Source organism: Pseudomonas tructae, from assembly GCF_004214895.1.
Classification (GTDB): Bacteria; Pseudomonadota; Gammaproteobacteria; order Pseudomonadales; family Pseudomonadaceae; genus Aquipseudomonas; species Aquipseudomonas tructae.
Genome location: NZ_CP035952.1, coordinates 1,144,474 through 1,170,453, shown reverse-complemented (window position 1 = coordinate 1,170,453; position 25,980 = coordinate 1,144,474). Strand labels below are relative to the sequence as shown.

The 25,980-nt window shown below is 62.2% G+C and carries 22 protein-coding genes; 10 read left to right on the top strand and 12 right to left on the bottom strand.

Features of this window, described 5'->3' with window-relative positions; all coding sequences use genetic code 11:
• Nucleotides 1-62: 62 nt before the first annotated feature.
• Genes mksB through mksF form a run of 3 tightly spaced genes read left to right on the top strand, consistent with a single transcriptional unit; the run spans nucleotide 63 to nucleotide 4,859 of the window.
• Nucleotides 63-1,340 carry an Mks condensin complex protein MksB gene (mksB, locus tag EXN22_RS05250; protein ID WP_036993806.1) on the top strand — a complete coding sequence of 426 codons (1,278 nt, stop codon included), beginning with the start codon at nucleotides 63-65 and terminating at the stop codon, nucleotides 1,338-1,340.
• Complete coding sequence (gene mksE, locus EXN22_RS05245) at nucleotides 1,330-2,031, top strand: Mks condensin complex protein MksE (protein ID WP_130263067.1); 702 nt, start codon at nucleotides 1,330-1,332, stop codon at nucleotides 2,029-2,031. The genes mksB and mksE overlap by 11 nt, the downstream gene beginning before the upstream one ends.
• Nucleotides 2,028-4,859 (top strand): Mks condensin complex protein MksF, encoded by a 2,832-nt coding sequence (gene mksF, locus EXN22_RS05240; RefSeq protein ID WP_130263066.1) that lies wholly within the window; start codon nucleotides 2,028-2,030, stop codon nucleotides 4,857-4,859. Before mksE ends, mksF begins: the two co-directional genes overlap by 4 nt.
• 74 nt (nucleotides 4,860-4,933) lie before the next feature.
• Here mksF and EXN22_RS05235 read toward each other — a convergent pair whose 3' ends face one another.
• The 5 genes from EXN22_RS05235 to rplU all read right to left on the bottom strand — a co-directional run bounded on the left by EXN22_RS05235 (nucleotide 4,934) and on the right by rplU (nucleotide 8,610).
• Complete coding sequence (locus EXN22_RS05235; protein WP_177413995.1) at nucleotides 4,934-5,389, bottom strand: CreA family protein; 456 nt, start codon at nucleotides 5,387-5,389, stop codon at nucleotides 4,934-4,936.
• A gap of 10 nt (nucleotides 5,390-5,399) precedes the next feature.
• Complete coding sequence (gene proB / locus EXN22_RS05230; protein ID WP_130263064.1) at nucleotides 5,400-6,518, bottom strand: glutamate 5-kinase; 1,119 nt, start codon at nucleotides 6,516-6,518, stop codon at nucleotides 5,400-5,402.
• A 75-nt stretch (nucleotides 6,519-6,593) separates the two neighbouring features.
• Complete coding sequence (gene cgtA / locus EXN22_RS05225; protein ID WP_130263063.1) at nucleotides 6,594-7,817, bottom strand: Obg family GTPase CgtA; 1,224 nt, start codon at nucleotides 7,815-7,817, stop codon at nucleotides 6,594-6,596.
• A gap of 192 nt (nucleotides 7,818-8,009) precedes the next feature.
• Complete coding sequence (gene rpmA / locus EXN22_RS05220; protein ID WP_010225698.1) at nucleotides 8,010-8,267, bottom strand: 50S ribosomal protein L27; 258 nt, start codon at nucleotides 8,265-8,267, stop codon at nucleotides 8,010-8,012.
• A 31-nt stretch (nucleotides 8,268-8,298) separates the two neighbouring features.
• Nucleotides 8,299-8,610 (bottom strand): 50S ribosomal protein L21, encoded by a 312-nt coding sequence (rplU, locus tag EXN22_RS05215; RefSeq protein WP_130263062.1) that lies wholly within the window; start codon nucleotides 8,608-8,610, stop codon nucleotides 8,299-8,301.
• 252 nt (nucleotides 8,611-8,862) lie between these two features.
• Between rplU and EXN22_RS05210 the strand changes: the two genes are divergently transcribed.
• From EXN22_RS05210 to EXN22_RS05200, 3 genes are all read left to right on the top strand, one after another.
• Complete coding sequence (locus tag EXN22_RS05210; protein WP_038997216.1) at nucleotides 8,863-9,831, top strand: polyprenyl synthetase family protein; 969 nt, start codon at nucleotides 8,863-8,865, stop codon at nucleotides 9,829-9,831.
• Between the two features lie 139 nt (nucleotides 9,832-9,970).
• Nucleotides 9,971-10,312, top strand: coding sequence for a zinc ribbon domain-containing protein YjdM (locus EXN22_RS05205; RefSeq protein ID WP_130263061.1), 342 nt, complete (start codon nucleotides 9,971-9,973; stop codon nucleotides 10,310-10,312).
• Between the two features lie 125 nt (nucleotides 10,313-10,437).
• Entirely contained in the window at nucleotides 10,438-10,686 is a 249-nt protein-coding gene (locus EXN22_RS05200) for a PA4570 family protein (RefSeq protein WP_038997219.1), read from the top strand.
• 67 nt (nucleotides 10,687-10,753) lie between these two features.
• Here EXN22_RS05200 and EXN22_RS05195 read toward each other — a convergent pair whose 3' ends face one another.
• The 5 genes from EXN22_RS05195 to EXN22_RS05175 all read right to left on the bottom strand — a co-directional run bounded on the left by EXN22_RS05195 (nucleotide 10,754) and on the right by EXN22_RS05175 (nucleotide 15,439).
• Entirely contained in the window at nucleotides 10,754-11,371 is a 618-nt protein-coding gene (locus EXN22_RS05195) for an FKBP-type peptidyl-prolyl cis-trans isomerase (RefSeq protein ID WP_130263060.1), read from the bottom strand.
• An 86-nt stretch (nucleotides 11,372-11,457) separates the two neighbouring features.
• A complete protein-coding gene (locus EXN22_RS05190) occupies nucleotides 11,458-11,763 on the bottom strand; it encodes a DUF6482 family protein (RefSeq protein ID WP_130263059.1) in 306 nt (101 codons plus the stop codon).
• Between the two features lie 134 nt (nucleotides 11,764-11,897).
• On the bottom strand, nucleotides 11,898-12,386 hold the full coding sequence (locus EXN22_RS05185) for a TIGR00645 family protein (protein WP_010226381.1): 489 nt from the start codon (nucleotides 12,384-12,386) through the stop codon (nucleotides 11,898-11,900).
• Between the two features lie 99 nt (nucleotides 12,387-12,485).
• A complete protein-coding gene (locus tag EXN22_RS05180; protein ID WP_130263058.1) occupies nucleotides 12,486-12,827 on the bottom strand; it encodes a PA4575 family protein in 342 nt (113 codons plus the stop codon).
• 173 nt (nucleotides 12,828-13,000) lie between these two features.
• Nucleotides 13,001-15,439, bottom strand: coding sequence for a Lon protease family protein (locus tag EXN22_RS05175; RefSeq protein ID WP_130263057.1), 2,439 nt, complete (start codon nucleotides 15,437-15,439; stop codon nucleotides 13,001-13,003).
• 276 nt (nucleotides 15,440-15,715) lie between these two features.
• On the opposite strand from EXN22_RS05175, the gene EXN22_RS05170 reads away from it, so the two are divergent.
• The 3 genes from EXN22_RS05170 (at nucleotide 15,716) to EXN22_RS05160 (ending at nucleotide 18,602) form a co-directional block, all read left to right on the top strand.
• Complete coding sequence (locus tag EXN22_RS05170; RefSeq protein WP_130263056.1) at nucleotides 15,716-16,204, top strand: DUF3015 domain-containing protein; 489 nt, start codon at nucleotides 15,716-15,718, stop codon at nucleotides 16,202-16,204.
• Nucleotides 16,205-16,281: 77 nt separating this feature from the next.
• Entirely contained in the window at nucleotides 16,282-18,135 is a 1,854-nt protein-coding gene (locus EXN22_RS05165) for an Lnb N-terminal periplasmic domain-containing protein (RefSeq protein ID WP_130263055.1), read from the top strand.
• A gap of 113 nt (nucleotides 18,136-18,248) precedes the next feature.
• A complete protein-coding gene (locus tag EXN22_RS05160; RefSeq protein ID WP_130263054.1) occupies nucleotides 18,249-18,602 on the top strand; it encodes a hypothetical protein in 354 nt (117 codons plus the stop codon).
• Nucleotide 18,603: 1 nt separating this feature from the next.
• On the opposite strand, the gene gdhA is transcribed toward EXN22_RS05160, so the two are convergent.
• Both gdhA and ettA read right to left on the bottom strand, forming a co-directional pair.
• A complete protein-coding gene (gene gdhA, locus EXN22_RS05155; protein ID WP_130263053.1) occupies nucleotides 18,604-19,941 on the bottom strand; it encodes an NADP-specific glutamate dehydrogenase in 1,338 nt (445 codons plus the stop codon).
• Between the two features lie 233 nt (nucleotides 19,942-20,174).
• The gene (ettA, locus tag EXN22_RS05150) at nucleotides 20,175-21,839 is read right to left on the bottom strand and encodes an energy-dependent translational throttle protein EttA (RefSeq protein ID WP_130263052.1); all 1,665 of its coding nucleotides are present in this window, start codon (nucleotides 21,837-21,839) and stop codon (nucleotides 20,175-20,177) included.
• Nucleotides 21,840-22,106: 267 nt separating this feature from the next.
• Here ettA and EXN22_RS05145 point away from each other — a divergent pair, with 267 nt between their 5' ends.
• Complete coding sequence (locus EXN22_RS05145) at nucleotides 22,107-25,937, top strand: sensor domain-containing protein (protein WP_130263051.1); 3,831 nt, start codon at nucleotides 22,107-22,109, stop codon at nucleotides 25,935-25,937.
• Nucleotides 25,938-25,980 lie beyond the last annotated feature (43 nt).

Below are 25,980 nucleotides of genomic sequence, written 5' to 3'. Positions count from 1 at the left end.
AATCGACAGGCGTCTGATGCAGTACAATCGGCGCTTTTATTTGGCAACGAGTCGACCCGCCAATGATCGAACCCAAGCGCGTCCTGCGCGCCCTAGCCGAACACTGGGCCCTGCTCGAGCCACTGTGCGAGCGCTTCGACGGGGGCACCCTGAGCCTGGCCGAACTGCGCCAGCAACTGGCCACCCAGCAGCTCGAGAGCACGCCTCAGGACATCACCAGCCTGCTCGATGTGTGGATCCGCCTGGATATCCTGGTGCCCGTGGCGAAAAGCCCGAACCGTTTCGAGCTCAACGCCCAGATCCACGACTTTCTCGCCTACCTGCGCCGCGAGCACCGCCTGGGCCTGTGCCTGGAGATCGAAGCCTACCTGCGCCACCTCGAGCGCCTGGCCGGGCATATCCAGGATGCCTTCGAGATTCGCGACGGCAACGACCTCGCGCGCCAGCTGCGCCTGCTCGACATGCGCGTGCGCGATGTCCTGAAGAAACTCGACAACGACGAGCAGGCGCTGGTCGCCGTGGCCGAACGCGCCAAGACCAGCGACCGGCAGATCCCCTTGCGCCAGCGCTATGCCGAAGTCCTGGCGACCTGGGACGAATACGTCGAACCGATGATCCAGCTGGTCAACGCCGATGGCGCCTTCGAGCAAGGTGTACGCAAGGTCGAGACGGTGCTGCTGCGCCTGCTCGGCGAGCAGGCCCGCCTGGGCCATCTGGTCGACGACGACATGCTCTTGCGCACCCATGCGCGCATCCTGGAAATGCAGACCAGCGCCCAGCTGACCCTGCGCCATGCCCGCGAACTGCTGTTGCCGCTGCGTGAAGAAGCCCGCCGGCACAACGCCGTGACCCGCGGCGCCGCCCTGGCGCTGTCGGTGATCCGTCGCAAAGGCCTGGACGCCGTGCCACAAGCCGCCATGCCGCTGTTCACCCGTCCGCAGAGTACCTTCCTGGGCAGCGCCAGCCAGGTCGAAGCCTACGTCTATGCCCTGGCCCGTTTCGAGCCCAAGCCTGCGCAGTTCCCCAAGGCCCACAAGAGCCACAAGGGCGACGCCCCGCGTGCGCCGCGTACGGTCAAGGAGATGCTCGAGCGCTGCGAAGACGCCCTGCCGCTGCCGGACCTGATGGTCTGGCTGCTCGACCAGGAGCCTGAAGGCGCCACCGACGAGCTGCTGTACTGGTTCTCGCGCCTGTCGCGGGAAAAACGCTTTGCCCGCGAGCGCCTCGAGCGCCGCGAGTACACCACCCGCGAACACCTGGTCAGCCTGCGTTCCTTCGCTCTGACATCGAGCCGCGAACCTTCGCCTGAGCCAACTGCGAGCCCTGCCCATGCATCTTGATCTCTCCGAACTGCCCCAGCTCGCACCGATCTTCCGCGAGCTGTTCAAGGGCTTCCATATCAGCCGCCGCGATCCGGAGCTGTACGCCCAACTGTCGAACTTCCAGGACCAGTACCGTGGCCTGTTCAAGGCCCTGGGCTTTGAACTGGTGTGCGACACCCGCGGTTTCTACTACTTCGTCCCGGACCTGGCGGCCGCCCAGGTCAACAAGACCGCCCAGCGTCTGTCGCTGTTCACCTTCATCCTGGTCGAACACCTGGCCGACCAGGGCCGCGACCCGATGTCGGTGCTCGACGGCGGCAGCCTGGGCCGCGACGAGCTGCCTTCGCTGCTGGAAAAGTACCGCGACCTGTTCATCCAGGCCGAAGTGCAGACCCCGGACGAGCTGGAAGAAAAAATCATGCGCCGCATGACCCAGCTCGGCTTTGCCCACGAAGAGAACGGCATCTACCGCTTCCTGCCGCCAATGCACCGCTTCCTCGATGTCTGCCTGTCGGTCCAGCAGGACCGCGACCTGGCCGCCAGCCTGCACAGCGCCCTGCCGCTGCCAACACCGGTGCTGGTCGAGGAGGAGAGCCCGGAACAACTGAACCGTACCGACGACCCGCTGGACCTCAGCCCATTCGAAGAAAGCGAAGAAGACGCCTTGGCCCGGGCCATTGCGCAAGAGCAACAGGAGATTGACGCATGAGCCAGGAACGCTACGGCATTCGCCGCTTCGCACTGCTCAACACCGCCGGCTACAGCCTGGGCCTGTTCCCCCTGGAACACCCGCTGTCGGTCTACGGTGCCAACAACCTGGGCAAGAGTGCCTCGATCAACGCCCTGCAGTTCCCGATCCTGGCGCGCATGTCCGACATGAGCTTCGGCAAATACAGCCTGGAGCAGTCGCGGCGCTTCTACTTTGCCAGCGACACCAGCTACATCCTCTGCGAGGTCAACCTGCCCCACGGCCCGCACGTGATCGGCGTGGTCGGCCGCGGCCCGGGAGGCGGTTTCGGCCACCAGTTCTTCGCCTATGCCGGCGAGCTGGACCTGGCCCACTACCAGAAGAACGACACCTGCCTGCGCCAGAAAGAGCTATTCAGCAACCTTGAGCGCAATGGCCTCAAAGCCTACGAGCTCAAGCCTGACGAGCTGCGCCGGTTGCTGGTCGGTGGCCATACCTCGATCCCGCTGGACCTGACCCTGATCCCGCTGCGCTCTACCAGCGAGCAGAGCCTGAAGACCTTCCGCGCGCTGTTCATCAACCTGCTGCACATGCGCGAGATCACCGCCGCCAAGCTCAAGCAGCTGTTCCTCGATGCCTTCGAGCACAGCCTGCGCTCGGGCAGCGTCGACTACATCGCCGCCTGCGAAGAAGCCTTCCGCGACGTGCGGCGCATGGAGCAGGACTACAACTCGCTGGTCGCCGCCGGCCCCTTGGTCGAAGCCCTGGCCAATGGCGTGGCCCAGCGCGACATCCTGCGCGGCAAGCTACACCGCCTGTCGCCACTGCTCGACTCGTTGCTGGGCACCTGGCAAGACTACGCCGGCGCGCGCAAAGAGGAGCTGGTGATCCAGGCCGAGCACTACAAGAACGAGCAGGACAGCCTGCAGAACGACCAGCGTGGCGGCACCCAGGAGCTGATGCGCCTGGAACGCGAGATCACCGGCGTGCAACGCTGGCTCGGCGAGCTGTCGGTGCTCAAGCACCGCTTTGCCCTGGTCGATGACGTCAAGGTCCTGGAGCAGCAACTGCTGGCCGCCAAGGACGCTCACGACGAACTGGCCGGTGCCCTTGCGCAGTCACGTCAATTCAGCGCCGAAGACCTCGAAGAGCGCCTGCGTGAGCTGGAAAAACGCCTCAAATCGGTCAAGCAGCAGCTCGACCACGCCGACAACAACAGCTATGCACGGCTGCGCGAAGAGTTTTCGCAGCAGGACGTCGAGCGCCTGATGCGCCTGTTCAACGGTGCCCTGTTCAGCCTGCCGCTGGGCGAGCGCGGCATCGAGCTGGACGACAGCGACGTCTGGGTAAAATCCCTGGAAGCGGTCCTCGACGGCTTCAAGGGCGAGCGCTTCGAAGCGCCGGGTCTGTCCATCGACCTGACGCACATCGAGCCCCCTGCCCTGCAGGCCCTGGCCGACCGCGCCGCCTTGCGCGATCAGAAAGAGCGCCTGGACAAAGAGCTCAAGCAGCTCAAGACCCAGCAGGCCGTAGCCGCCGACCGCGCCGCGAGCAAGACCCAGACCGAAGCCCTGTACCAGCAGGTACTGGATGCACAGAAGGCCCTGGAAGACTTCCGCCGTAGTGAGACCCTGTCCGCCGAAGAGGGCGACAAGCTCGAGCAACTGGCACAGATGGAAGCTGCCCAGGACGAACTCAAGCGCTCCAGCGACGCCTTCACCGAACGCGTCCAACAACTGTCAGCCAAGCTGCAACTGGTCGGCCGGCAGATCGCCGACATGGAAGCCAAGCAACGCACCCTCGACGACGCCCTGCGCCGTCGCCAGCTGCTGCCTGCCGACCTGCCGTTCGGCACTCCGTTCATGGAACCGGTCGACGACAGCATGGATAACCTGCTGCCGCTGCTCAACGACTACCAGGACAGCTGGCAGGGCCTGTTGCGCGTCGATGGCCAGATCGAGGCGTTGTACGCCCAGGTGCGCCTCAAGGGCGTGGCCAAGTTCGACAGCGAAGACGACATGGAGCGTCGCCTGCAACTGCTGATCAACGCCTATTCGCACCGTACCGAAGAAGCCCTGACCCTGGGCAAGGCACGCCGCGCCGCGGTCACCGACATCGCCCGGACCTTGCGCAACATCCGCAGCGACTACGACAGCCTCGAGCACCAACTGGCGCTGTTCAACCGCGAGATCAACAAGCGCCAGGTCTCCAACCTGCAGAGCTTCCGCATCGTCCTGGCACCGAACAAGGAAGCGCTCAAGCACATCGACCAGATCATCCACAGCGCCGGCCAGTACGAGGAAGGCGAGACCCTGTCGGTGTTCGACCTGAGCCAGAGTGCCGAGCAGGACAACAAGAACGAAGAGGCCAAGGAGTACCTGGCACGGCTAGTGGCGGCCAACCACAACCAGCTGGGCCTGAAGGACTTGTTCGAACTGGCCTTCGAGATCACCAAGGTCGGTGGCCAGCCGGTGATCCACACCGACATCGACGGTGCGGCGTCCAACGGCACCACCATGACCATCAAGGCGCTGACCAACATGTACTTGTTGCTGCACCTGATGGACCGCGACCTGGCCGGCCGCGTACGCCTGCCGTACTACCTGGACGAAGCGGCCGACATCGACGAACGCAACCAGGCAGCACTGCTGGAAACCAGCTTGCAGTTGGGCTTTGTGCCGATTCTGGCCAGTGTGAAGCCGCAGGTTTCGGCGCATGTCGCCATCGACCTGGAAGGCGGCAGCGGGCCGAACGGGATCTACATCGACGAGGCGGACTGGAAGTACATCAGCCGCCGGGATGTGGAGAAGGCGGTGGTGCGGGCAGAAGAGGAAGAAGCTTCAGCTTGAGGCTAATCGCGGGGCAAGCCCGCTCCCACAGGGATCAACATCATCCTGTGGGAGCGGGCTTGCCCCGCGATGCTTTATTGAGCCCACGGCAAGATCGGAATCGCCGTCACCGCATTCTGCGGGCTGCCTTCTATGATCCGGTCGGAGTACACCAGATAGACCAGGGTATTGCGCTTCTTGTCGAGGAAACGCACCACCTGCATGGTCTTGAACACCAGCGAAGTGCGTTCCTTGAACACCTCGTCACCGTCCTTGAGCGGCTCTTTGAAGCGAATCGGCCCGACCTGGCGGCAGGCGATCGAAGCTTCGGCGCGGTCTTCAGCCAGGCCCAGGCCGCCTTTCAAACCACCGGTCTTGGCCCGCGACAGGTAGCAGGTCACGCCCTCCACCTTCGGATCATCAAACGCTTCGACAACGATGCGGTCATTCGGCCCGACGATCTTGAACACCGTCGATACCTGGCCGATCTCCTCGGCCGCCGCCAGTACCGGCAATGCCAGCAGCGCTGCTGCAACTATCCCTTTGAACACGCGTATTTCCTCAGACCAGAATCAGGTTGTCACGGTGCACCAGCTCCGGCTCGGCGATGTAGCCCAGCAGGCCCTCGATCGCGTCGGACGGCTGGCCAATGATTTTCTGTGCTTCCAGGGCGCTGTAGTTGGCCAGGCCACGGGCGACTTCGAGGCCATCCGCGCCGACGCAGACCACCATCTCGCCACGGCGAAAGCTGCCCTGCACAGTCTTGACGCCCACTGGCAACAGGCTCTTGCTGTCCTTGCGCAGCGCCTTGACCGCGCCATCGTCGAGCACCAGGGTGCCACGGGTCTGCAGGTGTCCGGCCAGCCATTGCTTGCGCGCAGCGAGCATGCCGCGCTCGGGCGACAGCAGGGTACCCAGACGCTCACCAGCCTTGAGCCGGTCCAGCACGCGCTCCAGGCGACCACCGACGATGATCGTGTGCGCCCCGGAACGGGCTGCCAGGCGCGCGGCGCGCAGCTTGGTCTGCATGCCGCCACGGCCCAGGGCGCCGCCGGTACCACCGGCCACCGCATCGAGACTCGGATCATCGGCACGGGCTTCGTAGATGAGCTGCGCATCTGGGTTGTTGCGCGGGTCGGCATCGAACATGCCGTCGCGGTCGGTGAGAATCACCAGCAGGTCGGCCTCCACCAGGTTGGCCACCAGCGCCGCCAGGGTGTCGTTGTCGCCGAAGCGGATCTCGTCGGTGACCACCGTGTCGTTCTCGTTGATCACCGGCACCACGCCCAGCTCCACCAGGGTGCGCAGGGTGCTGCGGGCGTTGAGGTAACGCTTGCGGTCAGACAGATCGTCGTGGGTCAGAAGAATCTGCGCGGTGTGCCGGCCATGCTCGGCAAAGCTCGACTCCCAGGCCTGCACCAGGCCCATCTGGCCGATCGAGGCGGCAGCCTGCAGTTCGTTCATCGCACTCGGTCGCTTGGCCCAACCCAGGCGGCTCATCCCGGCGGCAACCGCCCCGGACGACACCAGCACCAACTCGACACCCGCCTCATGCAACGCCACCATCTGCTCGACCCAGACACCCATGGCCGCGCGATCCAGGCCCTTGCCATCCGCTGTCAGCAGGGCACTGCCGATTTTCACCACCCAGCGCTGCGCACCCGTCACCTTGCTCCGCATCTTCTTCCAACCTATTCAGATCTTTAGATACCAAAACGCCGCTCCTGAGAGCGGCGTTTAGTGTACTGCAACGAATCAGTCGCGCACGTAAATGATTTCCGGACCGTCTTCGTCTTCCTCATCCCAATCATCGTCATCGTCGTCGCCGATGTCGTGCACGCTCTTGACGCCGCTGCGGCGCAGGGCACGGGCGTCATCCAGGGCCTGCAACTGGGCACGGGCTTCGTCTTCGATGCGCTGATCCAGGTCGGCCAGCGCTTGGGCGTAGGCCGGATCGTTGGCCAGGCGGTCGGCGCGGTCTTCAAGGTAGCGCATGATGTCGCGGCTAAGCTGCTCGGTGCCCTGCTTGGAGATGGCCGAGATCACATAGACCGGACCTTCCCACTGCAGGCGCTCGACCACTTCCTTGACCCGCTCGTCACGCTCGTCGTCCATCAGCATGTCGGTCTTGTTCAGCACCAGCCAGCGGTCACGCTCGGCCAGCGACGGGCTGAACTGGGTCAGCTCGTTGACGATGACTTCGGCGGCATCGGCACTGCTGCTTTCATCCAGCGGCGCGAGGTCGACGAGGTGCAGCAGCAGACGGGTACGCGCCAGGTGCTTGAGGAAGCGGATACCCAGGCCGGCCCCATCGGAGGCGCCTTCGATCAGACCCGGGATGTCCGCAACAACGAAGCTCTTCCAGCGGTCGACACTGACCACGCCCAGGTTCGGCACCAGGGTGGTGAACGGGTAGTCGGCAACTTTCGGCTTGGCGGCCGAGACCGAGCGGATGAAGGTACTTTTGCCGGCGTTCGGAAGACCCAGCAGGCCAACGTCAGCCAGCACTTTCATTTCCAGCTTGAGGTCACGCTGCTCACCTGGCTTGCCCGGGGTGGTCTGGCGTGGCGCACGGTTGGTACTGGATTTGAAACGGGTGTTGCCCAGGCCGTGCCAGCCGCCCTGAACCACCATCAGCTTCTGGCCTGGCTTGACCAGGTCGCCGATGACTTCCTGAGTGGCGGCGTCGATCACCGTGGTGCCGACTGGCACACGCAGGATCAGGTCTTCGCCCTTCTTGCCGGTGCAGTCGGTGCTGCCGCCATTGGAACCGCGCTCAGCGTCGAAATGACGTGTGTAACGGTAGTCGACCAGGGTGTTCAGGTTATCGTCGGCGACCATATAGATCGAGCCACCGTCACCACCATCACCACCGTTAGGACCACCGTTCTCGATGAATTTTTCGCGACGGAAACTCATGCAACCGTTACCGCCATCACCGGCTTTGACCCGGATCGATACTTCGTCAACAAACTTCATAAAAACCGCCTCTCGTCAGCTGGACGAGCTGAGTGACACAAAGACATAAGGCTCTTGCAAAAGTGAGCGCGGCGGCCCCGTCACGACAGTAACAACCCACGCCGGCAGCCCATACAAACAGCTTTGCAAGAGACTCACTCCACAAACGAAAAAGCCCCGTCGCAAGACAGGGCTTTTCCAGCGTTCGCGCGATTACTCGGCGACAACGCTCACGTAACGACGACCGAAGGCGCCTTTTACTTCAAACTTGATCTTACCCGCGATCTTGGCGAACAGGGTGTGATCTTTACCCATGCCAACGCCGTAGCCAGCGTGGAATTGGGTGCCGCGCTGACGCACGATGATGTTGCCAGGAATGATAGCCTGGCCGCCATACATCTTCACGCCAAGGCGTTTGGCTTCTGAGTCGCGACCGTTACGGGTACTACCACCAGCTTTTTTGTGTGCCATGGTTCAATTCTCCAGAAATGGATTCAGGCGATTAAGCCGAAATACCGGTGATCTTGATTTCGGTGAACCACTGGCGGTGGCCCATACGCTTCATGTGGTGCTTACGGCGGCGGAACTTGATGATGCGCACTTTGTCGTGACGACCTTGGGAGATCACTTCAGCAACAACCTTGGCACCAGCAACGACTGGAGCGCCGATGTTCACGTCGTCGCCATTGGCAACCAACAGAACGTGGTCGAAAGTCACGGATTCGCCAGTGGCGATTTCCAGTTTTTCGATTTTCAGGTATTCACCTTCGGCGACTTTGTACTGCTTGCCACCGGTAACAATTACTGCGTACATGGGTATTTCTCCGATAATCCTGCTCACCCAGCTCTTTATAGGAAGAGTATTGGCTGGCATGGCTGCATAGGGCTGGAACGGCCCAGTGCAATTGCGTAAGGCAGGTGCTGCCCAGGAAGTTCAGGGTGCGCGATTGTACGCAAGCCCCGCTTTGCTTGCAAGTCCCACCCCCGGCCTGCGGGCTGCGCGCCTTGACACGCCGGGACCTGCGACCTAGCATGCCGCGCAACCTTTATGGAGCACCTGTGGCCGATGCAACCCCAAGCTTTCTACCGTGCGGTAGCGGACGACTTCAGCGCCGTTGACGAGATTATCAAGAAACAGCTGACTTCGCGTGTACCGCTGGTATCGAAAATCGGCGACTACATTACCTCGGCTGGGGGCAAACGCCTGCGTCCGTTGCTGGTGTTGCTGTGCGGCAAGGCCCTGGGCCGCGAAGGCGACGATCTGCGCCTGCTGGCTGCCACCATCGAGTTCCTGCATACCGCTACCTTGCTGCATGACGACGTCGTCGACATGTCCGGCATGCGCCGTGGCCGCTCCACCGCCAACGCCCTGTGGGGCAACGCGCCAAGCGTACTGGTGGGTGACTTCCTATACTCGCGCTCGTTCGAGATGATGGTCGAACTGGGCTCGATGCCGGTCATGCAGATCCTCTCCAAGGCCACCCGGGTCATCGCCGAAGGCGAAGTCCTGCAGTTGTCCAAGGTCCGCGACGCCAGCACCACCGAAGAAGTCTACATGGACGTCATCCGTGGCAAGACCGCGATGCTGTTCGAGGCCTCGACCCACAGCGCCGCAGCCCTGGCCCAGGCGACTGAAGAGCAGAGCGAAGCCCTGCGCACCTTCGGTGACCACCTGGGCGTGGCCTTCCAGTTGGTCGACGACCTGCTCGACTACAAGGGCGATGCGCAAACCCTGGGCAAGAACGTCGGTGACGACCTGGCCGAAGGCAAGCCAACCCTGCCGCTGATCTACACCATGCGCGAAGGCACTGCCGAACAGGCCGCACTGGTCCGCCAGGCGATCCAGAAAGGCGGCATCGAAGACCTCGAAAGCATCCGTGCGGCCGTTGAAGCCTCGGGTTCGCTGGACTACACCGCTAAGCTGGCACGCGACTACGTGGCCCGCGCCATTGCCTGCCTGGATGTTCTGCCAGCCAGTGAATACCGCGATGCGCTGGTCGAACTGAGCGAATTCGCCGTCGCCCGCACGCACTGATTCGCCACCTCCCTCATCGCGGGGCAAGCCCGCTCCCACAAACCTGTGGGAGCGGGCTTGCCCCGCGATTGCATTCACCTCCCTACAACAAAACCTTATACAATGTAGGTTTTGTACCTGTACGTCTTGAGGAACCTTAGTGAGCACTTTGCCACCCTGCCCCAAATGCAACTCCGAATACACCTACGAAGACGGCGCCCAGCTGATCTGCCCCGAGTGCGCCCACGAGTGGTCGGCTGCCGGTGAAGCCGAAGTGGCCAGCGACGATGCGGTGAAAAAGGATGCAGTGGGCAACGTCCTGCAGGACGGCGACACCATCACCGTGATCAAGGACCTCAAGGTCAAGGGCACCTCGCTGGTGGTCAAGGTCGGCACCAAGGTCAAGAACATCCGCCTGTGCGATGGCGACCACGACATCGACTGCAAGATCGACGGCATCGGCCCGATGAAGCTGAAATCGGAATTCGTCCGCAAGGTCTGATTCTTCAGGGTTTCGGGGCCGCTCTGCGGCCTCGACGACTCACAAGCAGGAAAAAACCGCCAATAGGCACTTGCTATTTTGATAATAAGAATTATTCTCATTGAACGCTTTCAAGGAGAATAGCCATGACTTATCTGATAGACGCCTGGCTTGACCGCCCCCATCCGTACCTGCGCATCCTGCACCGGGAAACCGGCGAGGTCTGTGCCGTGCTTGAAGAAGAAGCACTGGACGAACTGCGCGACCAGGGTGACCTGGACCTCAATGGCCTGAATTCGAGTGAGCCGAGTGTGCTCAAGGAACTGGTGAGAAACCTGTTCCTGTTCTGCTATGCGCGGGCGTTGCGCCCTGGTGGCGGAACCGACTGGAATTGAACAGCATCGCGGGGCAAGCCCGCTCCTACACAATTCGGGTAGGAGCGGGCTTGCCCCGCGATAGGTCTTACAGAACGTCCAGCAGCTCGACGTCGAACACCAGCACGCTGTGCGGCGGGATGCTGCCAACGCCCTGAGCGCCGTAAGCCAGCTCGCTCGGTACGTACAAGCGCCATTTGCTGCCGGCGTTCATCAGTTGCAGGGCTTCGGTCCAGCCGGCAATCACGCCACCGACCGGGAATTCTGCCGGCTGGCCGCGCTCGTAGGAGCTGTCGAACACGGTGCCATCGATCAGGGTGCCGTGGTAGTGGGTGCGCACGCTGTCTTCGCGGCTTGGCTTGGCGCCTTCACCTGCGGTCAGTACTTCGAACTGCAGGCCCGAAGCCAGGGTGGTGATGCCATCACGCTTGGCGTTTTCAGCCAGGAAGGCCTTGCCTTCGCCAGCGGCGGCTTCGGCCTTGGCAGCAGCTTCGGCTTGCATGATTTCACGGATGACCTTGAAGCTGGCCGACAGGTCGGCTTCGCTGACGCGGCTGTCCTGGCCGCTGAAAGCGTCGGTCAGGCCGGCCAGGATGGCGTCCAGGCTCACGCCCGGTGGCGGGTTGTCGCGCAGTTGGCCACCCAGCTGACGGCCAATGCCGTAGCTGACGCGAGTTTCGTCGGTAGACAGGTTGAGTTCGGACATTTGCTTGCTCCGCTGCAGGGCGCACAACAACCGCGCCCTTTATGAAAAGGGCGAGCAGCCTAGCACACTGCGGTTGCGCAGATCAGCTACCAGGCAGAACGGCGTGGCATCGGCAGTTTCAGGTCGCCGTCACCGGCCTCGCTACCGCCGCACATCTCATCATCCATCGACCAGTGCACCAGGTGCATCGGCACTGCTGGCAAGCCACCAAGCAAGCGTTGCGCATCGACTACCGAATGCACTTTAAGACGCTGCCCCCGAGCGTCCGACAGCGGATGGGCATGGCCTTTTACTCGTGCTTCGAGAATGAAGTCACCACCTTCGATGGCGATCAGGTTGAGCTCTTCGACATGACCGGCCCTGGCCTCGGTGTTCAGCTGTTGAAGGTTCATTGCGATACCTCGTGCCTGGCACTTCGAGTGACCGTTCATTTTTTGTACAGCCGCACACAAAGCACAAGGCAAAAACGCAACCGCCCGTCCGTTTTGCAACGGACGGGCGGTGGTAACTCGGCAAAACGCCCGAATCAGTGCTTGGTGACCTTGTCCAGGTAACCCATGGCAAAAGCCGAGACCACGAAGGTCATATGGATGATCACGTACCACATCAAGTACTGGGGCTCGATGTTGCGCGCATCCATGAATACCCGCAGCAGGTGGATCGAGGAAATCGCCACGATCGAGGCGGCAACCTTCATCTTCAGCGAAGACGAGTCCATCTTGCCCAGCCAGCTGAGCTTTTCCTTGTCTTCATCGATGTCCAGTTGCGAGACGAAGTTCTCGTAGCCGGAGATCATCACCATCACCAGCAGGCCGCCGACCAGGGCCATGTCGATCAGCGACAGCAGCACCAGGATCAAGTCAGCTTCGGCCAGGGCGAAGACGTTGGGCAGGACGTGAAAGATCTCCTGGAAGAACTTCAGTGCCAGCGCCAACAGGCCCAACGACAAACCAAAATAGATCGGCGCGAGCAGCCAGCGCGAGGCATACATCGCATTTTCGATAATACGTTCCATTGAAAACTCGTCAGGTTGGCAAAAAGCGAGCGCGAGTATAACAGCCAGCCATGACAGAAAAAGCCCGTGGCACGCTGCCACAGGCTCGACGCGAGCATCTCAGGTTTCCGGATGGAACTGGAAGTCGCCGACGTGATGGACCCGTTCACCGTTGATGCGGCGCAGTTGGGCCTGCAGGTGGACAGACCAGATCTGCGGATCATCGGCCAGTTGATAACCGTGCAGGGTCAGGCTGTCGACGATGGCATTGAGTACTGATTCGGCCACGAACGGGCCATGAAACGGCCCCTGGGCCTTGATCGCCGAAGGTTGCTCGCCAGCCATGCCGGCGGCAAACAGCAAGGTCCACATACCGTTGTCGCCGGCCAGTGGACGTATGCTGCATTCAATGCGGGTCACCAGGCCCAGGCATTGACGGGTGAGGCTGAGGCTGCGCGGCATGGCGAAGGTCCTCGGTAAACCCTGGTTCAGCCCTGCAAGCAAGGCTGTTTCTTTCCTGACCCTACGACTGTCCCTGAGTTGAAGGATAGGCGAAATCCGCCAAAGCGTGAAAAAACCGGCGCCGAATGGTCATGTTCCATTTAGCGCCGTTTTTTTGACTCGTATCACTCAGGTCAGGACGGCTTGACCTGGGCCAGGGCTTGCTCGGCCTGCTCCTTCTCGGCCTCCTTCAAGTCCTCTTCGCTGATCATTTCGGCAATCACCCGCAGGCGCTCAACCACCCGGGCGTTGACGCTGCCTTCAGGAAACTGCCCTTCTTCATCCGGCTCGCCAGCAGGCTCGCCAACCAGCAGGCTCAGGGCCTCGTCAGCCTGGCTCACCGCATACACGTGGAACATGCCGGCACGCACCGCCTGCAACACCCGCTCATCGAGCATCAGCGTGGCAACGTTGGCACGCGGGATGATCGCCCCCTGCTCGCCCGTCAGGCCGCGGGCCTCGCAAAGCCGGAAGAAGCCTTCGATCTTCTCGTTGACCCCGCCCACCGCCTGCACTTCACCGAACTGGTTGATCGAGCCGGTGATGGCGAAGCACTGCTTGAGCGGCGTCCTGGACAAGGCCGAGATCAGCGTGCAGGCCTCGCCCAGAGACGCGCTGTCGCCGTCCACGTAACCGTAGGACTGCTCCAGGGCGATACTCGCCGAAATCGCCAAGGGGAATTCCTGGGCATAACGGCTGCCCAGGTAACCGGTGAGGATCATTACCCCCTTGGAGTGGATCGGCTGACCGAGGTTGACCTCACGCTCGATGTCGACGATACCGCTGCCGCCAGGGTAGACCGTGGCGGATATCCGCGCCGGTATGCCGAAGGCCGAGTCGCCGACTTCCAGCACCGTCAGGCCGTTGCACTTACCCACGGCCGCACCGTCGGTATCGATCAGGATGATACCGGCCAGCATGTCGTCGAGAATCCGCGCCGACACGCGCCCGGTACGGGTGGCCTTGGCCTTGAGTGCACGCTCGATGTGCCCGGCGTCAGTCATTTCATCGTTGGCCAGGTGGCGGATGAAATCCGCCTCGCTGACCAGCTGGAACAGGTCGCCGATACGCGCCGACAACCGCCCCTGATGCTCCGCCAGGCGCGCGCTATAGGTCGCCAGGCGCGCCACCGCATCAGCGCTCAGCGGCGCCATGCCCTCCTCGCTGGTACGGGTTTTGAGCAACTGGGCGAACTGCTCCAGGCTCTCGTCGACCATGGGAATGTCTTCGTCGAAGTCGACCAGCACCCGGAACATCTCCTGGAAGTCCGGATCGTGATCCTGCAGGGCGTAGTACAACTGCCGCGCCCCGATAATCACCACCTTGATGTTCAGTGGCAGCATTTGCGGGTTGAGGGTCACGGTGGCCAGCCGGCCGAACTCGCCCAGGGGCGATTCCATTTTCAGCTTGCGCGACTGCAAGGCACGCTTGAGGGCGTCCCAGACAAACGGCTCGCCGAGCATTTTTTCGGCTTCAAGAATCAGAAAGCCGCCGTTGGCTCGGTGCAAGGCCCCTGGGCGCAACTGCCGGTAAGTGGTGTACAACGCGCCCTGGTCAGTGCTGTATTCGATGCGACCGAACAGGTTGTCGTAGGTCGGGTGCGGCTCGAACACCACCGGCGCACCGCCACTGGCGTGGTGGCCGACGACCAGGCTCGGTGCGTACTGCTCTTCAAGCAGCTTGCGCGCCTGGGCATCGGTCTTGCTGTCATCGACCAGTTGCTCGACCACAGTGCGCAGCAGGTTGACCTGCATGGCCTGCAGGTAGGCGCAGACAGCGGCGTTTTCTGCATACTTTTCAGACAGCGGCGCCAGCAATGGCTGCAAGGCCAGGGTGATGGTTTCTTCGTTGAGATGACGCAACTGGTTGTTCGATTCGCGCTTCCATTGCGGCAGGCTCGCCAGCTCTTCGTTGAGGCGTTCCTCCAGAATGGCAATGTCGTCGTGAAAACGCTCCCGCTCGGCTTCCGGTAGCTGGGCGAACTCGGCCTCATCCAGCGCCTTGCCGTCGGCCATCGGAGTGAAGGCGACGTTGCTGCTGTCGCGGTACAGGGCCACGTCCTTTTCCAGCGAGGCACGCTCGATCACATCCAGGGCACGGTCGTAGCGCTGGTTGAACGCGCGGTCGATGGCGCTCTTCTTCTGCTGGTAGGACGGGTGCTCGAAAACCGCCGGAAAGGTCGCCAGCAGGTTGTCGATCAGACCGCCGATGTCGCTGATGAAGGCGCCGGCGCTGCCCGGTGGCAACTCCAGGGCACGCGGCTCCCGCGGCTCGTCGTAGTTGTTGACATACACCCAGTCCGATGGCGTTTGCAGGCGCTTGCCTTCGGCCTTGAGGTAGCGTTTGACGAACGAGAAGCGGCCCGTGCCGGGCTCGCCCATGACAAATACGTTGTACCCCGGACGCGGCATGGCGACGCCGAACTGCAAGGCTTCGACAGCACGTTCCTGGCCAAGCACACCGCGAAAAGGCTCCAGATCATTGGTAGTGGAAAAAGCGAACTGTTCAGCGGAAAACGGCCGGGTCAGGGCTTCGGGCGCAAGACGCAGGCTCGCAGCGACAGGATCGGGCATCGGGCTTCCTTACTTCGGCGGGGCGATGTCAGCATTCTGGCGCCGCGCGCGTGCGCCTTGCAAGGCTCATCGCTGCTTATTGTCGCAGGGGCGAAATGCCGATCCACGTCAACAAATTCAGACAATCTTTCGCAATAAACCACGGAACCCTTAGATCGTGCCTAAACTCCAAACTGCGCGGCTGGGTAAATAACCGACCCGCCCTGGCAGCTGGCTCTGCAGGTATGCCAGACAACCCTGACCTTTGGTTTGCACTTCGACAAAGAGAACAATGCTATGAAACGGATTCTTCTGGGTACTCTGTTCACCGCGGTCTCCCTCAATGCCATGGCCCAGGCCCCTGGTGGTCCGGACTGCGGCTGGGGCAACATGCTGTTCGAGGGCCAACGCGGCACACCGGCCCACTTCCTTGCATCCACCACCAACGGCACCTCCGGCAACGCCACATTCGGCATGACTTCGGGCACCAATGGCTGCTCGACCAACGCTGCGCTGACCTATGGCGGTAAATCATGGTTCGCCATGAACGGCATGATGAACGAACTCTCCGAAGACATGGCCAAGGGTCAAGGTGAAGCCCTGACCACTTATGCCGTGGTGCTGGGCGTTGCCCCGGAAGATCGCGCGCACTTTGCCGCGGTTACCCATCAACACTTCCAGGACATCTTCAAGACCGCCGATGCAACGGCCGAAGATGTTCACAACAACACCCTCGCCGTGCTCAAAAGCGATCCGCGCCTGGCCAAATACGTCACCCAGGCTTAAGCTCGGCCCACCCGCCCCTTCACCGGGGCGGGTTGTTGTCCGCCTCTATCGGCATCATTCAGACTTAGTTGCCCGACATGCTCAAACGCCTTGCTTACCTGGCGCTGTGTGCCTGCGCCCCGTTGCATGCTGCCCCTTCATTCGATGACGCACGCCTTACGCAACTAGCGGCCGAGCGCTATTGGATCGCCCTCGGTCACTACGAGACAGCCAAACTCGGCGGCTGGCGCAGCTACGTCGACGACAAGCGCTTTTTTCTCGCCGACGACGGCGCCCACCACCCGGACCAGGAGCTGCGCGCCACCGTCAAAGCCCTGTATGCACCGGCAAGCCTTGGCGAGCGCCATGCCCAATGCGTGTTCCCGGCACGTACCCGCTGGCTGCGCGAGCAATTGCAACTCAACGACTTGCCGAGCCCGGCTTGCAAGGAATACACCCAGTGGTTCAAGGACGTCTCGCCGCACAGCGCGGTGATGATCTTCCCGGCGGCCTACCTGAACAGCCCCTCGTCGATGTTCGGCCACACGCTGCTACGGATCGACCAGGCCGACGTGCAGAGCAACAACACCGCTCTGCTCAGCTACGCGATCAACTTCGGCGCCTATATCGAGGGTAGCGACAACAGCATCCTGTATGCCTGGAAGGGCCTGATGGGCGGCTATCCGGGGCTGTTCGCGCTGGTGCCCTACCAGGAAAAACTCTCCGAATACCGCAGCCTGGAAAACCGCGACCTGTGGGAATACCGGCTGAACCTGACCCCGGAAGAAACCGGGCGCATGGTCGAACACGTGTGGGAGCTCAAGCAGATCCAGTTCGACTACTTCTTCTTCGACGAGAACTGCTCCTACCGCTTGCTCGAACTGCTGCAGGTGGCACGTCCGAGCCTGGACCTGACCTCGCAGTTTCCGCTGACCGCCATCCCCACCGACACGGTCAAAGCTGTAAAGCAGGCCGGCCTGGTGGAGCGCATCGACTACCGGCCATCACGCGAACGTGAACTGCTGGAGCGGGCCAAGCCGCTGACTGCCGAGGAGCAACAACAGGTGCTGGCGCTCAGTGCCGATACCGCGCAACTGCAAGGCCCTGACTTCACCACCCTGCCCCGCGAGCGCCAGGCCTTGGTGCAAGACGCGGCCTATCGCCTGGAACGCTACCGGGCCAACGGCCAGGAGCGTGACCCGGCGCGCAGCAAACGCAGCTTCGAGCTGCTGCGGGCGATCAACCGCAACCCACCGCCGGAACTTGAAATCGAACGCCCGGGATTGCCTGAAGACGGCCATCAGTCGCGCACCTGGCAGTTGGGCGTGGGCAGCCGCGATGATCGCGCCTATGCCGAATATGGCCTGCGCATGGCGTATCACGACCTCAACGACAACGCCTACGGTTTCCCCCTCGGCGCGCAGATCGAGATCCTCCAGCTCAAACTGCGTCAGTACGAGGGCAATGACTGGCAGGTGCAGCGCCTGGACCTTGCCACCATTCGCTCGCTGACGCCGCGCAATGCCTTGCTCAAACCCTGGTCGTGGCAGGTGGCCGGGGGGCTTGAGCGGGTGCAGGGCAAGCATGGCGACGAGGTGCTGGTCAGCCATGTCAACGGTGGCGCCGGCGGCACCTGGCAGTTGGCCGATGACCTGCTGGGCTTTGCCCTGGGCACCGTGCGGGTCGAGCACAACAATGACTTCGCCGCCTTCGTTGCGCCGGCGGCGGGGTTCAATACCGGGTTGTTGTGGCGCAATCCGCTGGGCAACCTGAGCGTCGAGGCCAAGGCCGACTACTTCACCAATGGCGAGGTGCGCCGCAGCCTTAGCCTGAACCAGCAGTGGGAACTGTCCCGCGACCTGGGCCTGCGCCTGAGTGCCAGCCGCGATTTCAGCAAGCTGAGCTCGGCGCAGAACGAGGTGACGCTGGAATTGAAGTGGTACCAGTATTGAGGATCTGTGGGAGCGGGCTTGCCCCGCGAAGCACCGCAACTGTTTCACACGGTTTTGACACGCCAGCGACAATCCCCCACCTAGACTTTCCCTGGCAAGCGGAGAGTCTGAAGATGCGGTGCTATTGGCTGGTCATGGTGGTAATCGGCATGCTCACAGGTTGCCAGACAACCCACGAGCAATTGATCAATCAAGGTTATCCACCGGCCTATGCCGATGGTTTCCAGGACGGCTGCAGCAGCGGTCGCCAGGCGGCCGGGGTGATGGCCGGGGACTTTCGCAAGGACGTGCCGCGCTACCTGCGCAACCGCCAGTACGAGTCCGGCTGGGACGATGGCTTTCGCCAGTGCCACGCCATGCAGGAGAATCAGGACCTACAGGAATATCGCGCCCGTCACTGGGACGAGCGCGATGATCAGTGGCAACAGGAAAAGGACCGCGACGCTGCGCGGGCCTATCGCCGCTAGATCAAACCACGCCCTGGGCCAGCATGGCGTCGGCAACCTTGACGAAGCCGGCGATGTTGGCGCCTTTGACGTAGTTGATCGTGCCGTTTTCCTCACCGTAGTGCACACAGGCGTGGTGGATCGACTGCATGATGTTGTGCAGCTTGCTGTCCACTTCACCGGCGGTCCATAGCAGGCGCATGGCGTTCTGCGACATCTCCAGGCCACTGACGGCAACACCGCCGGCGTTGGACGCCTTGCCTGGGGCGAAGAGGATGCCGGCTTCGATGAAGATGTCCACCGCGTCGAGGGTGGTCGGCATATTGGCGCCTTCGGCCACGCAGATGCAGCCATTGCGCAGCAGGGTGCGGGCGTCTTCGCCGCCCAGTTCGTTCTGGGTCGCGCAGGGCAAGGCGATGTCGCACGACAGGGTCCAGGGGCGCTGGCCTTTGCGGAATTCCAGGCCAAAGCGTTCGGCCAGTTCGCTGATCCGCCCGCGCTTGACGTTTTTCAACTCCATCAGCGCATCCCACTGTGCGTCGCTCATGCCGGCCTCGCAGTACAGGGTGCCTTCGGAGTCGGACAGCGAGATCACCTTGCCGCCCAGGTCCATGACCTTGCGCGCAGCATACTGGGCGACGTTGCCGGAACCGGAGATGGCCACCCGGCGACCGTCGATACGCAGGTCCTGGCGCTTGAGCATCTCTTGGGCGAAGTACACACAGCCGTAGCCGGTGGCTTCCGGGCGGATCAGGCTGCCACCGTAGGCCATGCCCTTGCCGGTCAGCACCGAGGTGAACTGGTTGGCCAGGCGCTTGTACTGGCCAAACAGAAAGCCGATTTCGCGGGCACCGACACCGATGTCTCCGGCCGGCACGTCGAGGTCGGCGCCGATGTGACGATAGAGCTCGCTCATGAATGCCTGGCAGAAGCGCATCACCTCGGCGTCGCTCTTGCCCTTGGGATCGAAGTCCGAGCCGCCCTTGCCACCGCCCATGGGCAAAGAGGTCAGGGAGTTCTTGAACACCTGCTCGAAGGCCAGGAACTTGAGCACGCCAAGGTTGACCGACGGGTGGAAACGCAGGCCGCCCTTGTACGGGCCGATGGCGCTGCTCATCTGGATACGGTAACCGCGGTTGACCTGGACCTTGCCCTGGTCATCGACCCACGACACGCGGAACAGGACTGCCCGCTCCGGCTCGACCATGCGTTCGAGAATACCGGCCTGCAGGTAGTGCGGATTGGCTTCGAGGAACGGCCAGAGGCTGCGCAGCACCTCTTCGACCGCCTGGTGGAACTCAGGCTGGGCCGGGTCGCGTTGCTTGAGGCGAGCGAGGAAATCTTCGACAGATTCGATCATTAGACATTCACCAGATCAGAGAGGCTTATTGGTTTTTTTCCCGACTCTACCAAGAAGCACGCGCACCGGAACAGGGCGAAATGTCGTTTTTATGAAATTAAATGGTGCATTTGTATAAGTGTATACATGTTGTGCCGTGATCGCGGGGCAAGCCCGCTCCTACGGGGTGAGGTGAAAGTCGGGTATAAAAAAACGGGGCCCGAAGGCCCCGTTCCAGTGCAAACCCGTGAGAGTTATGCCAGTTTTTTGTGCCGTACCCGATGCGGCTGGGCAGCTGCTTCACCCAGGCGCTTCTTGCGATCGGCTTCGTACTCGGTGTAGTTGCCTTCGAAGAACACCGCCTGCGAATCGTCTTCGTAAGCCAGGATGTGGGTAGCCACGCGGTCAAGGAACCAGCGATCGTGAGAAATCACGATGGCGGCGCCCGGGAAGTCCAGCAGGGCTTCCTCCAGCGAACGCAGGGTTTCAACGTCCAGGTCGTTGGACGGTTCGTCGAGCAGCAGGACGTTGGCGCCCTCTTTCAGGGTCAGGGCCAGGTGCAGACGGCCGCGCTCACCACCGGAGAGGTCCTTGACGAACTTCTGCTGATCGCCACCCTTGAAGTTGAAACGACCGACGTAGGTGCGCGACGGAATCTCGTAGGTGCCGATACGCAGTTGGTCGGAACCGTCCGAGATCTGCTGGAACACGGTTTTGTTGCCGTCCAGGTCCTCGCGGCTCTGGTCGACGCAGGCCAGTTGCACGGTATCACCGATCTCGATGCTGCCCGAGTCTGGCTGCTCTTTGCCCATCAGCATGCGGAACAGGGTCGACTTACCGGCACCGTTACCGCCGATAACGCCGACGATCGCGCCTTTTGGCATGGAGAACGACAGGTTGTCGATCAGTACGCGATCGCCGTAGCCCTTGCTGACGTTCTTGAACTCGATAACCTTGTCACCCAGGCGTGGACCGGCCGGGATGTAGATCTCGTTGGTCTCGCTGCGCTTCTGGAATTCCTGCGACTGCATCTCTTCAAAGCGCTGCAGACGGGCCTTGGATTTGGACTGACGAGCCTTGGCGCCTTTGCGCACCCACTCCAGTTCTTCCTTCATGGCCTTTTCGTGGGCCGACTGCTGCTTGGATTCCTGGGCCAGACGATCGGACTTGGCTTCCAGCCAGCCCGAGTAGTTGCCTTCATAAGGAATACCGGCGCCGCGGTCGAGCTCGAGGATCCAGCCAGCGACGTTGTCGAGGAAGTAACGGTCGTGGGTAATGGCTACCACGGTGCCCGGGAAATCGTGGAGGAAGTGCTCAAGCCAGGCGACGGAGTCGGCGTCCAGGTGGTTGGTCGGCTCGTCGAGCAGGAGCATGTCAGGGGCCGACAGCAGCAGGCGGCACAGGGCCACACGGCGCTTCTCACCACCGGACAGGTGCTCGACCTTGGCTTCCCAGGCTGGCAGGCGCAGGGCGTCGGCGGCCACTTCCAGCTGGCGCTCGAGGTTGTGACCGTCACTGGCCTGGAGGATGGCTTCAAGCTTGGCCTGTTCGGCGGCCAGCTTGTCGAAGTCGGCATCCGGTTCGGCGTAAGCGGCATAGACTTCGTCCAGGCGGGCCTGGGCGTCCTTGATCACGCTGACCGCTTCCTCGACCACTTCACGCACGGTCTTGGACGGATCCAGTTGCGGCTCCTGGGGCAGGTAGCCGATGTTCAGCTCTGGCATCGGACGGGCTTCGCCGTCGAACTCGGTGTCTACACCCGCCATGATTTTCAGCAGAGTGGATTTACCCGAGCCGTTGAGGCCGAGCACGCCGATTTTGGCGCCGGGGAAAAACGACAGGGAGATGTTCTTCAAGATTTCCCGCTTCGGCGGGACAACTTTGCCCAGCCGATGCATGGTATAGACGTATTGAGCCATGGAAAAACCTAGCGTCAGAGACGAAAAGATGAAAGCTAAACAGATAAAGGGCGCCGTAGCGCCCAGGAAAGGGCCAAAGCTACCGTAATGCGCCGGGTTGGGCAAACCGCCGACGAACAGGGCTGGCACTTTGCCACGTTTGCGGGCATGCTAGCCGCCCTTCGGGCGTCCAGCTTATAGTGCGCAACCGGAGCCGTCGCCAGGAACGCGGCACTTGCCAATCAGCAGCTCTAAACCTGCCATTCCGCCATACCGCAGGATCAACGTTTGACCAATCTCACTCAGCCGTCATCCCTGCGCAAGCCGGCCAGTGCGCCAGGCTCGCCATTGCGCGGCTCATTGAAAAGCGCGCTGGCGGTGTTGGTGCTGTTGCTGCTCGGCCTGCTGCTGTGGCAGTTGATCGCCCAGTTCCGTCATACCCAGGCCGACCAGTACCAGCACAGCCTCGACGCCAGCGCCGAGCTGGCCGATCACATGAGCCTGAACATGACGCTCAAGGCCCAGGTGGCCTTGAACCAGGTCCAGCAATACCGTTCGTCGCCTGGTCCTGAGCAATTGCCGCAGGTCATCGCCCGGTTGCAGCAACAACAGCCGAAGCTGCTCAGTGTCGCCTGGATCGGAGCTGACGGCAGCCTGCAGGCCGACAGTTTAAGCGGCACGCCCGATTACCAGGCGCTGGACGAACTGCTGCGGCTCAACCAGGGACGCGATTTCTATTACAGCAACAGCGCCGACAACCAGCAGGTCTACCTGCTGCTGCGCCAGCCTGGCGATGCGCCCAGTGGTTACTGGTTCCTGCGCCTGGCATCGAGCTACTACAACGACCTGACCAATCATCTGGACCGCCCCAACCATCCTTTGTGGTTGCTGGAAAACAGCCGCACCGGCGACATCATCAACCGCCACCAACCTACACCCGGCAGCGATGAGCCCTTGCAGAGCGTAATGCTGGCCTTCCTCGACAACAGCACCTGGCAATTGCGCGGGCTGTTCGACGCAGGCCAGGCGCGCCAGCAATTGCTGCCGGCGCTGATCGGCAAATGCATGCTCGGCCTGTTCTGCGCCCTGGTCCCGCTGCTGGCGCTGATCAACATGCGCCGCCGTCACCGCCTGCTGCAGGAAAGCCGTCGGCGCTACCACGATATTTTCGAAGGCACCGGTGTTGCCTTGTGCGTGCTCGATCTTTCCGGCCTACCTGGCCAATTGGAACGTTACCGCCTGCGCAGTCGTCCGGCCCTGGAACAGCGCCTGGCCTTCGACCCGCCGCTGCGCCGGCTGCTGCTGCAGGAACTCAAAGTTACTGAAGTCAACCAGGTGGCTTTGCAACTGCTGGGGGTCAACTGCTGCGACAGTGCCTGGCAGCGCCTGGTGGAGGGTGAGCAGAGCGGCAACGACGGCATCGGTATCCAGTTGCTCGGGGCAATCCTCGACAACCAGCAACAGCTTGAACTGGAAATGCGCCTGCCCACCGCCGATGGCCAGGACCTGCACCTGTGGTTGATGGTGCGCTTCCCGCAACAGCGCCGCGACTACCAGGCGGTCATCCTCAGCATCAGCGATATCACCAGCCGCAAGCAGGTCGAGCTGTCGTTGCTCGAGCGCGAGAGTTTTTGGTCGGATGTGGTACGCACCGTGCCCGACCAACTGTACGTGCAGGATGTGCACAGCCAGCTGATGATCTTCAGCAACCGCAACCTGGGCCAGACCCTGGGTTACAACCGCACCGAGCTTGCGCAGATGGGCGACCACTTCTGGGAGCTGTTGCTGCACCCGGACGACGCCGAACTGTACCGGCAGATGCGCCTGCAACAGCGCGCCTCGGGATACGTCGAGCAATTGCATTGCCAGTTGCGCTTTCGTCATCACGACCAGAACTGGCGCCGCTTCGACATCCGCGAGCAGGCCCTGACCCGCGACAACGCCGGTTGCGTGACGCGGATCATCGGCGTCGGCAAGGATGTAACCGAACAGATCGAGGCCAGCGAGTCCCTGCGCGACAGCGAACAGCGCTACCGCATGCTCGCCGAAAGCATCAGCGATGTGATCTTCTCCACCGACAGCCAGATGCAACTGAACTACGTCAGCCCGTCAATCCAGGCAGTGCTGGGCTTTGAAGTGCAGTGGATCTTCGAAAACGGCTGGCACTCGACCATCGCCAACCCGGCCCAGCTCACTGGCATCTACAGCCTGGTCGAGCGGATCAACAAGGCCCTGACAGATCCTGAACAACTCGAGCAGTTGCGTACCCAGTTGCCGCCCCAGCTGTTCTTGTTCGACTGCCTGCGCGCCGACGGCCGCAAGATACCCATCGAACTGCGCCTGGTGCTGGTCTGGGATGACCTCAACCGTTTCGAAGGCATCCTTGGCGTCGGCCGCGATATCAGCCAGCAACGCCGCGCCGAAAAAGACCTGCGCATGGCCGCCACGGTATTCGAACATTCGACCTCGGCCATCCTCATCACCGACCCGGCCGGTTACATCGTCCAGGCCAACGAGGCCTTCAGCCGCGTCAGTGGCTACGATGTCGCCGATGTCCTCGACCAGTTGCCGAGCCTGCTGACCGTCGACGAGCACCAGGAAGCGCACCTGCGCTACGTGCTCAAGCAGTTGCACCAGCGCGGTACCTGGGAAGGCGAAGTGTGGCTCAAGCGACGCAACGGCGAACACTATCCAGCCTGGGTCGGCATCACTGCGGTGCTCGATGACGAAGGCGACCTGGCCAGCTACGTGTGTTTCTTTACCGACATCAGCGAGCGCAAGGCCAGCGAACAGCGTATCCATCGCCTGGCCTACTACGATGCCCTGACCCACCTGCCCAACCGCACCCTGTTCCAGGACCGCTTGCACACGGCCCTGCTGCAGGCCGAGCGGCAGAAGGCCTGGGTGGTGTTGATGTTCCTCGACCTCGACCGCTTCAAGCCGATCAACGACTCCCTTGGCCATGCTGCGGGCGACCGCATGCTCAAGGACATGGCCGAGCGCCTGCTCGACTGCGTGGATGACGACGATACCGTGGCGCGCATGGGCGGCGACGAGTTCACCCTGCTGCTGCAACCGCGTGCTACCCGCGAAATGGCCCTGAACCGGGCCATCCACGTGGCTGAACAGATCCTGGGCAGCCTGGTGCGGCCGTTCGTACTGGAGAACCGTGAGTTCTTCGTCACCGCCAGTATCGGCATCGCCCTCAGCCCGCAGGATGGCAGCGAGCTCAGCCAGCTGATGAAGAACGCCGACACCGCCATGTACCACGCCAAGGAGCGCGGCAAGAACAATTTCCAGTTCTACCAGGCCGACATGAACGCCAGTGCCCTGGAGCGTCTGGAGCTGGAAAGCGACCTGCGCCATGCGCTGGAACAGAACGAGTTCATCCTCTACTACCAGCCGCAGTTCAGCGGTGACGGCAAACGCCTGACCGGTGCCGAGGCGCTGTTGCGCTGGCGCCATCCGCGGCGCGGGCTGGTGCCGCCTGGGGACTTCATCCCGGTGATCGAGGAGCTGGGCCTGGTGGTCGATGTCGGCGACTGGGTGCTCAAGGAAGCCAGCCGTCAGCTCAAGGCCTGGCACCAGGCCAAGGTGCGGGTGCCGAAGGTCTCGGTGAACATCTCGGCGCGACAGTTCTCCGACGGCCAGTTGGGCGAACGCATCGCCACCATCCTCCAGGAGACTGGCCTGCCGCCGGCTTGCCTGGAACTGGAGCTGACCGAAAGTATCCTGATGCGCGAGGTCAACGAGGCCATGGTGATCCTCGACAGCCTGAAGAACCTCGGCCTGAGCATCGCGGTCGACGACTTTGGCACTGGTTACTCCTCGCTCAACTACCTCAAGCAGTTCCCCATCGACGTGCTGAAGATCGACCGCACCTTCGTCGACGGCCTGCCCGAGGGTGAACAGGATGCGCAGATCGCCCGGGCAATCATTGCCATGGCCCACAGCCTGAACCTGGCGGTGATCGCCGAGGGTGTGGAAACCCACGAGCAACTGGAATTCCTGCGTGAACATGGCTGCGACGAGGTCCAGGGCTACCTGTTCGGACGGCCGATGCCGGCGCATCAGTTCGAGGCGCAGTTCAGCAACGAAACCCTGTTCATGTTCGAGTAGACCCTGTGGGAGCGGGCTTGCCCCGCGATGAATCCACCACCTA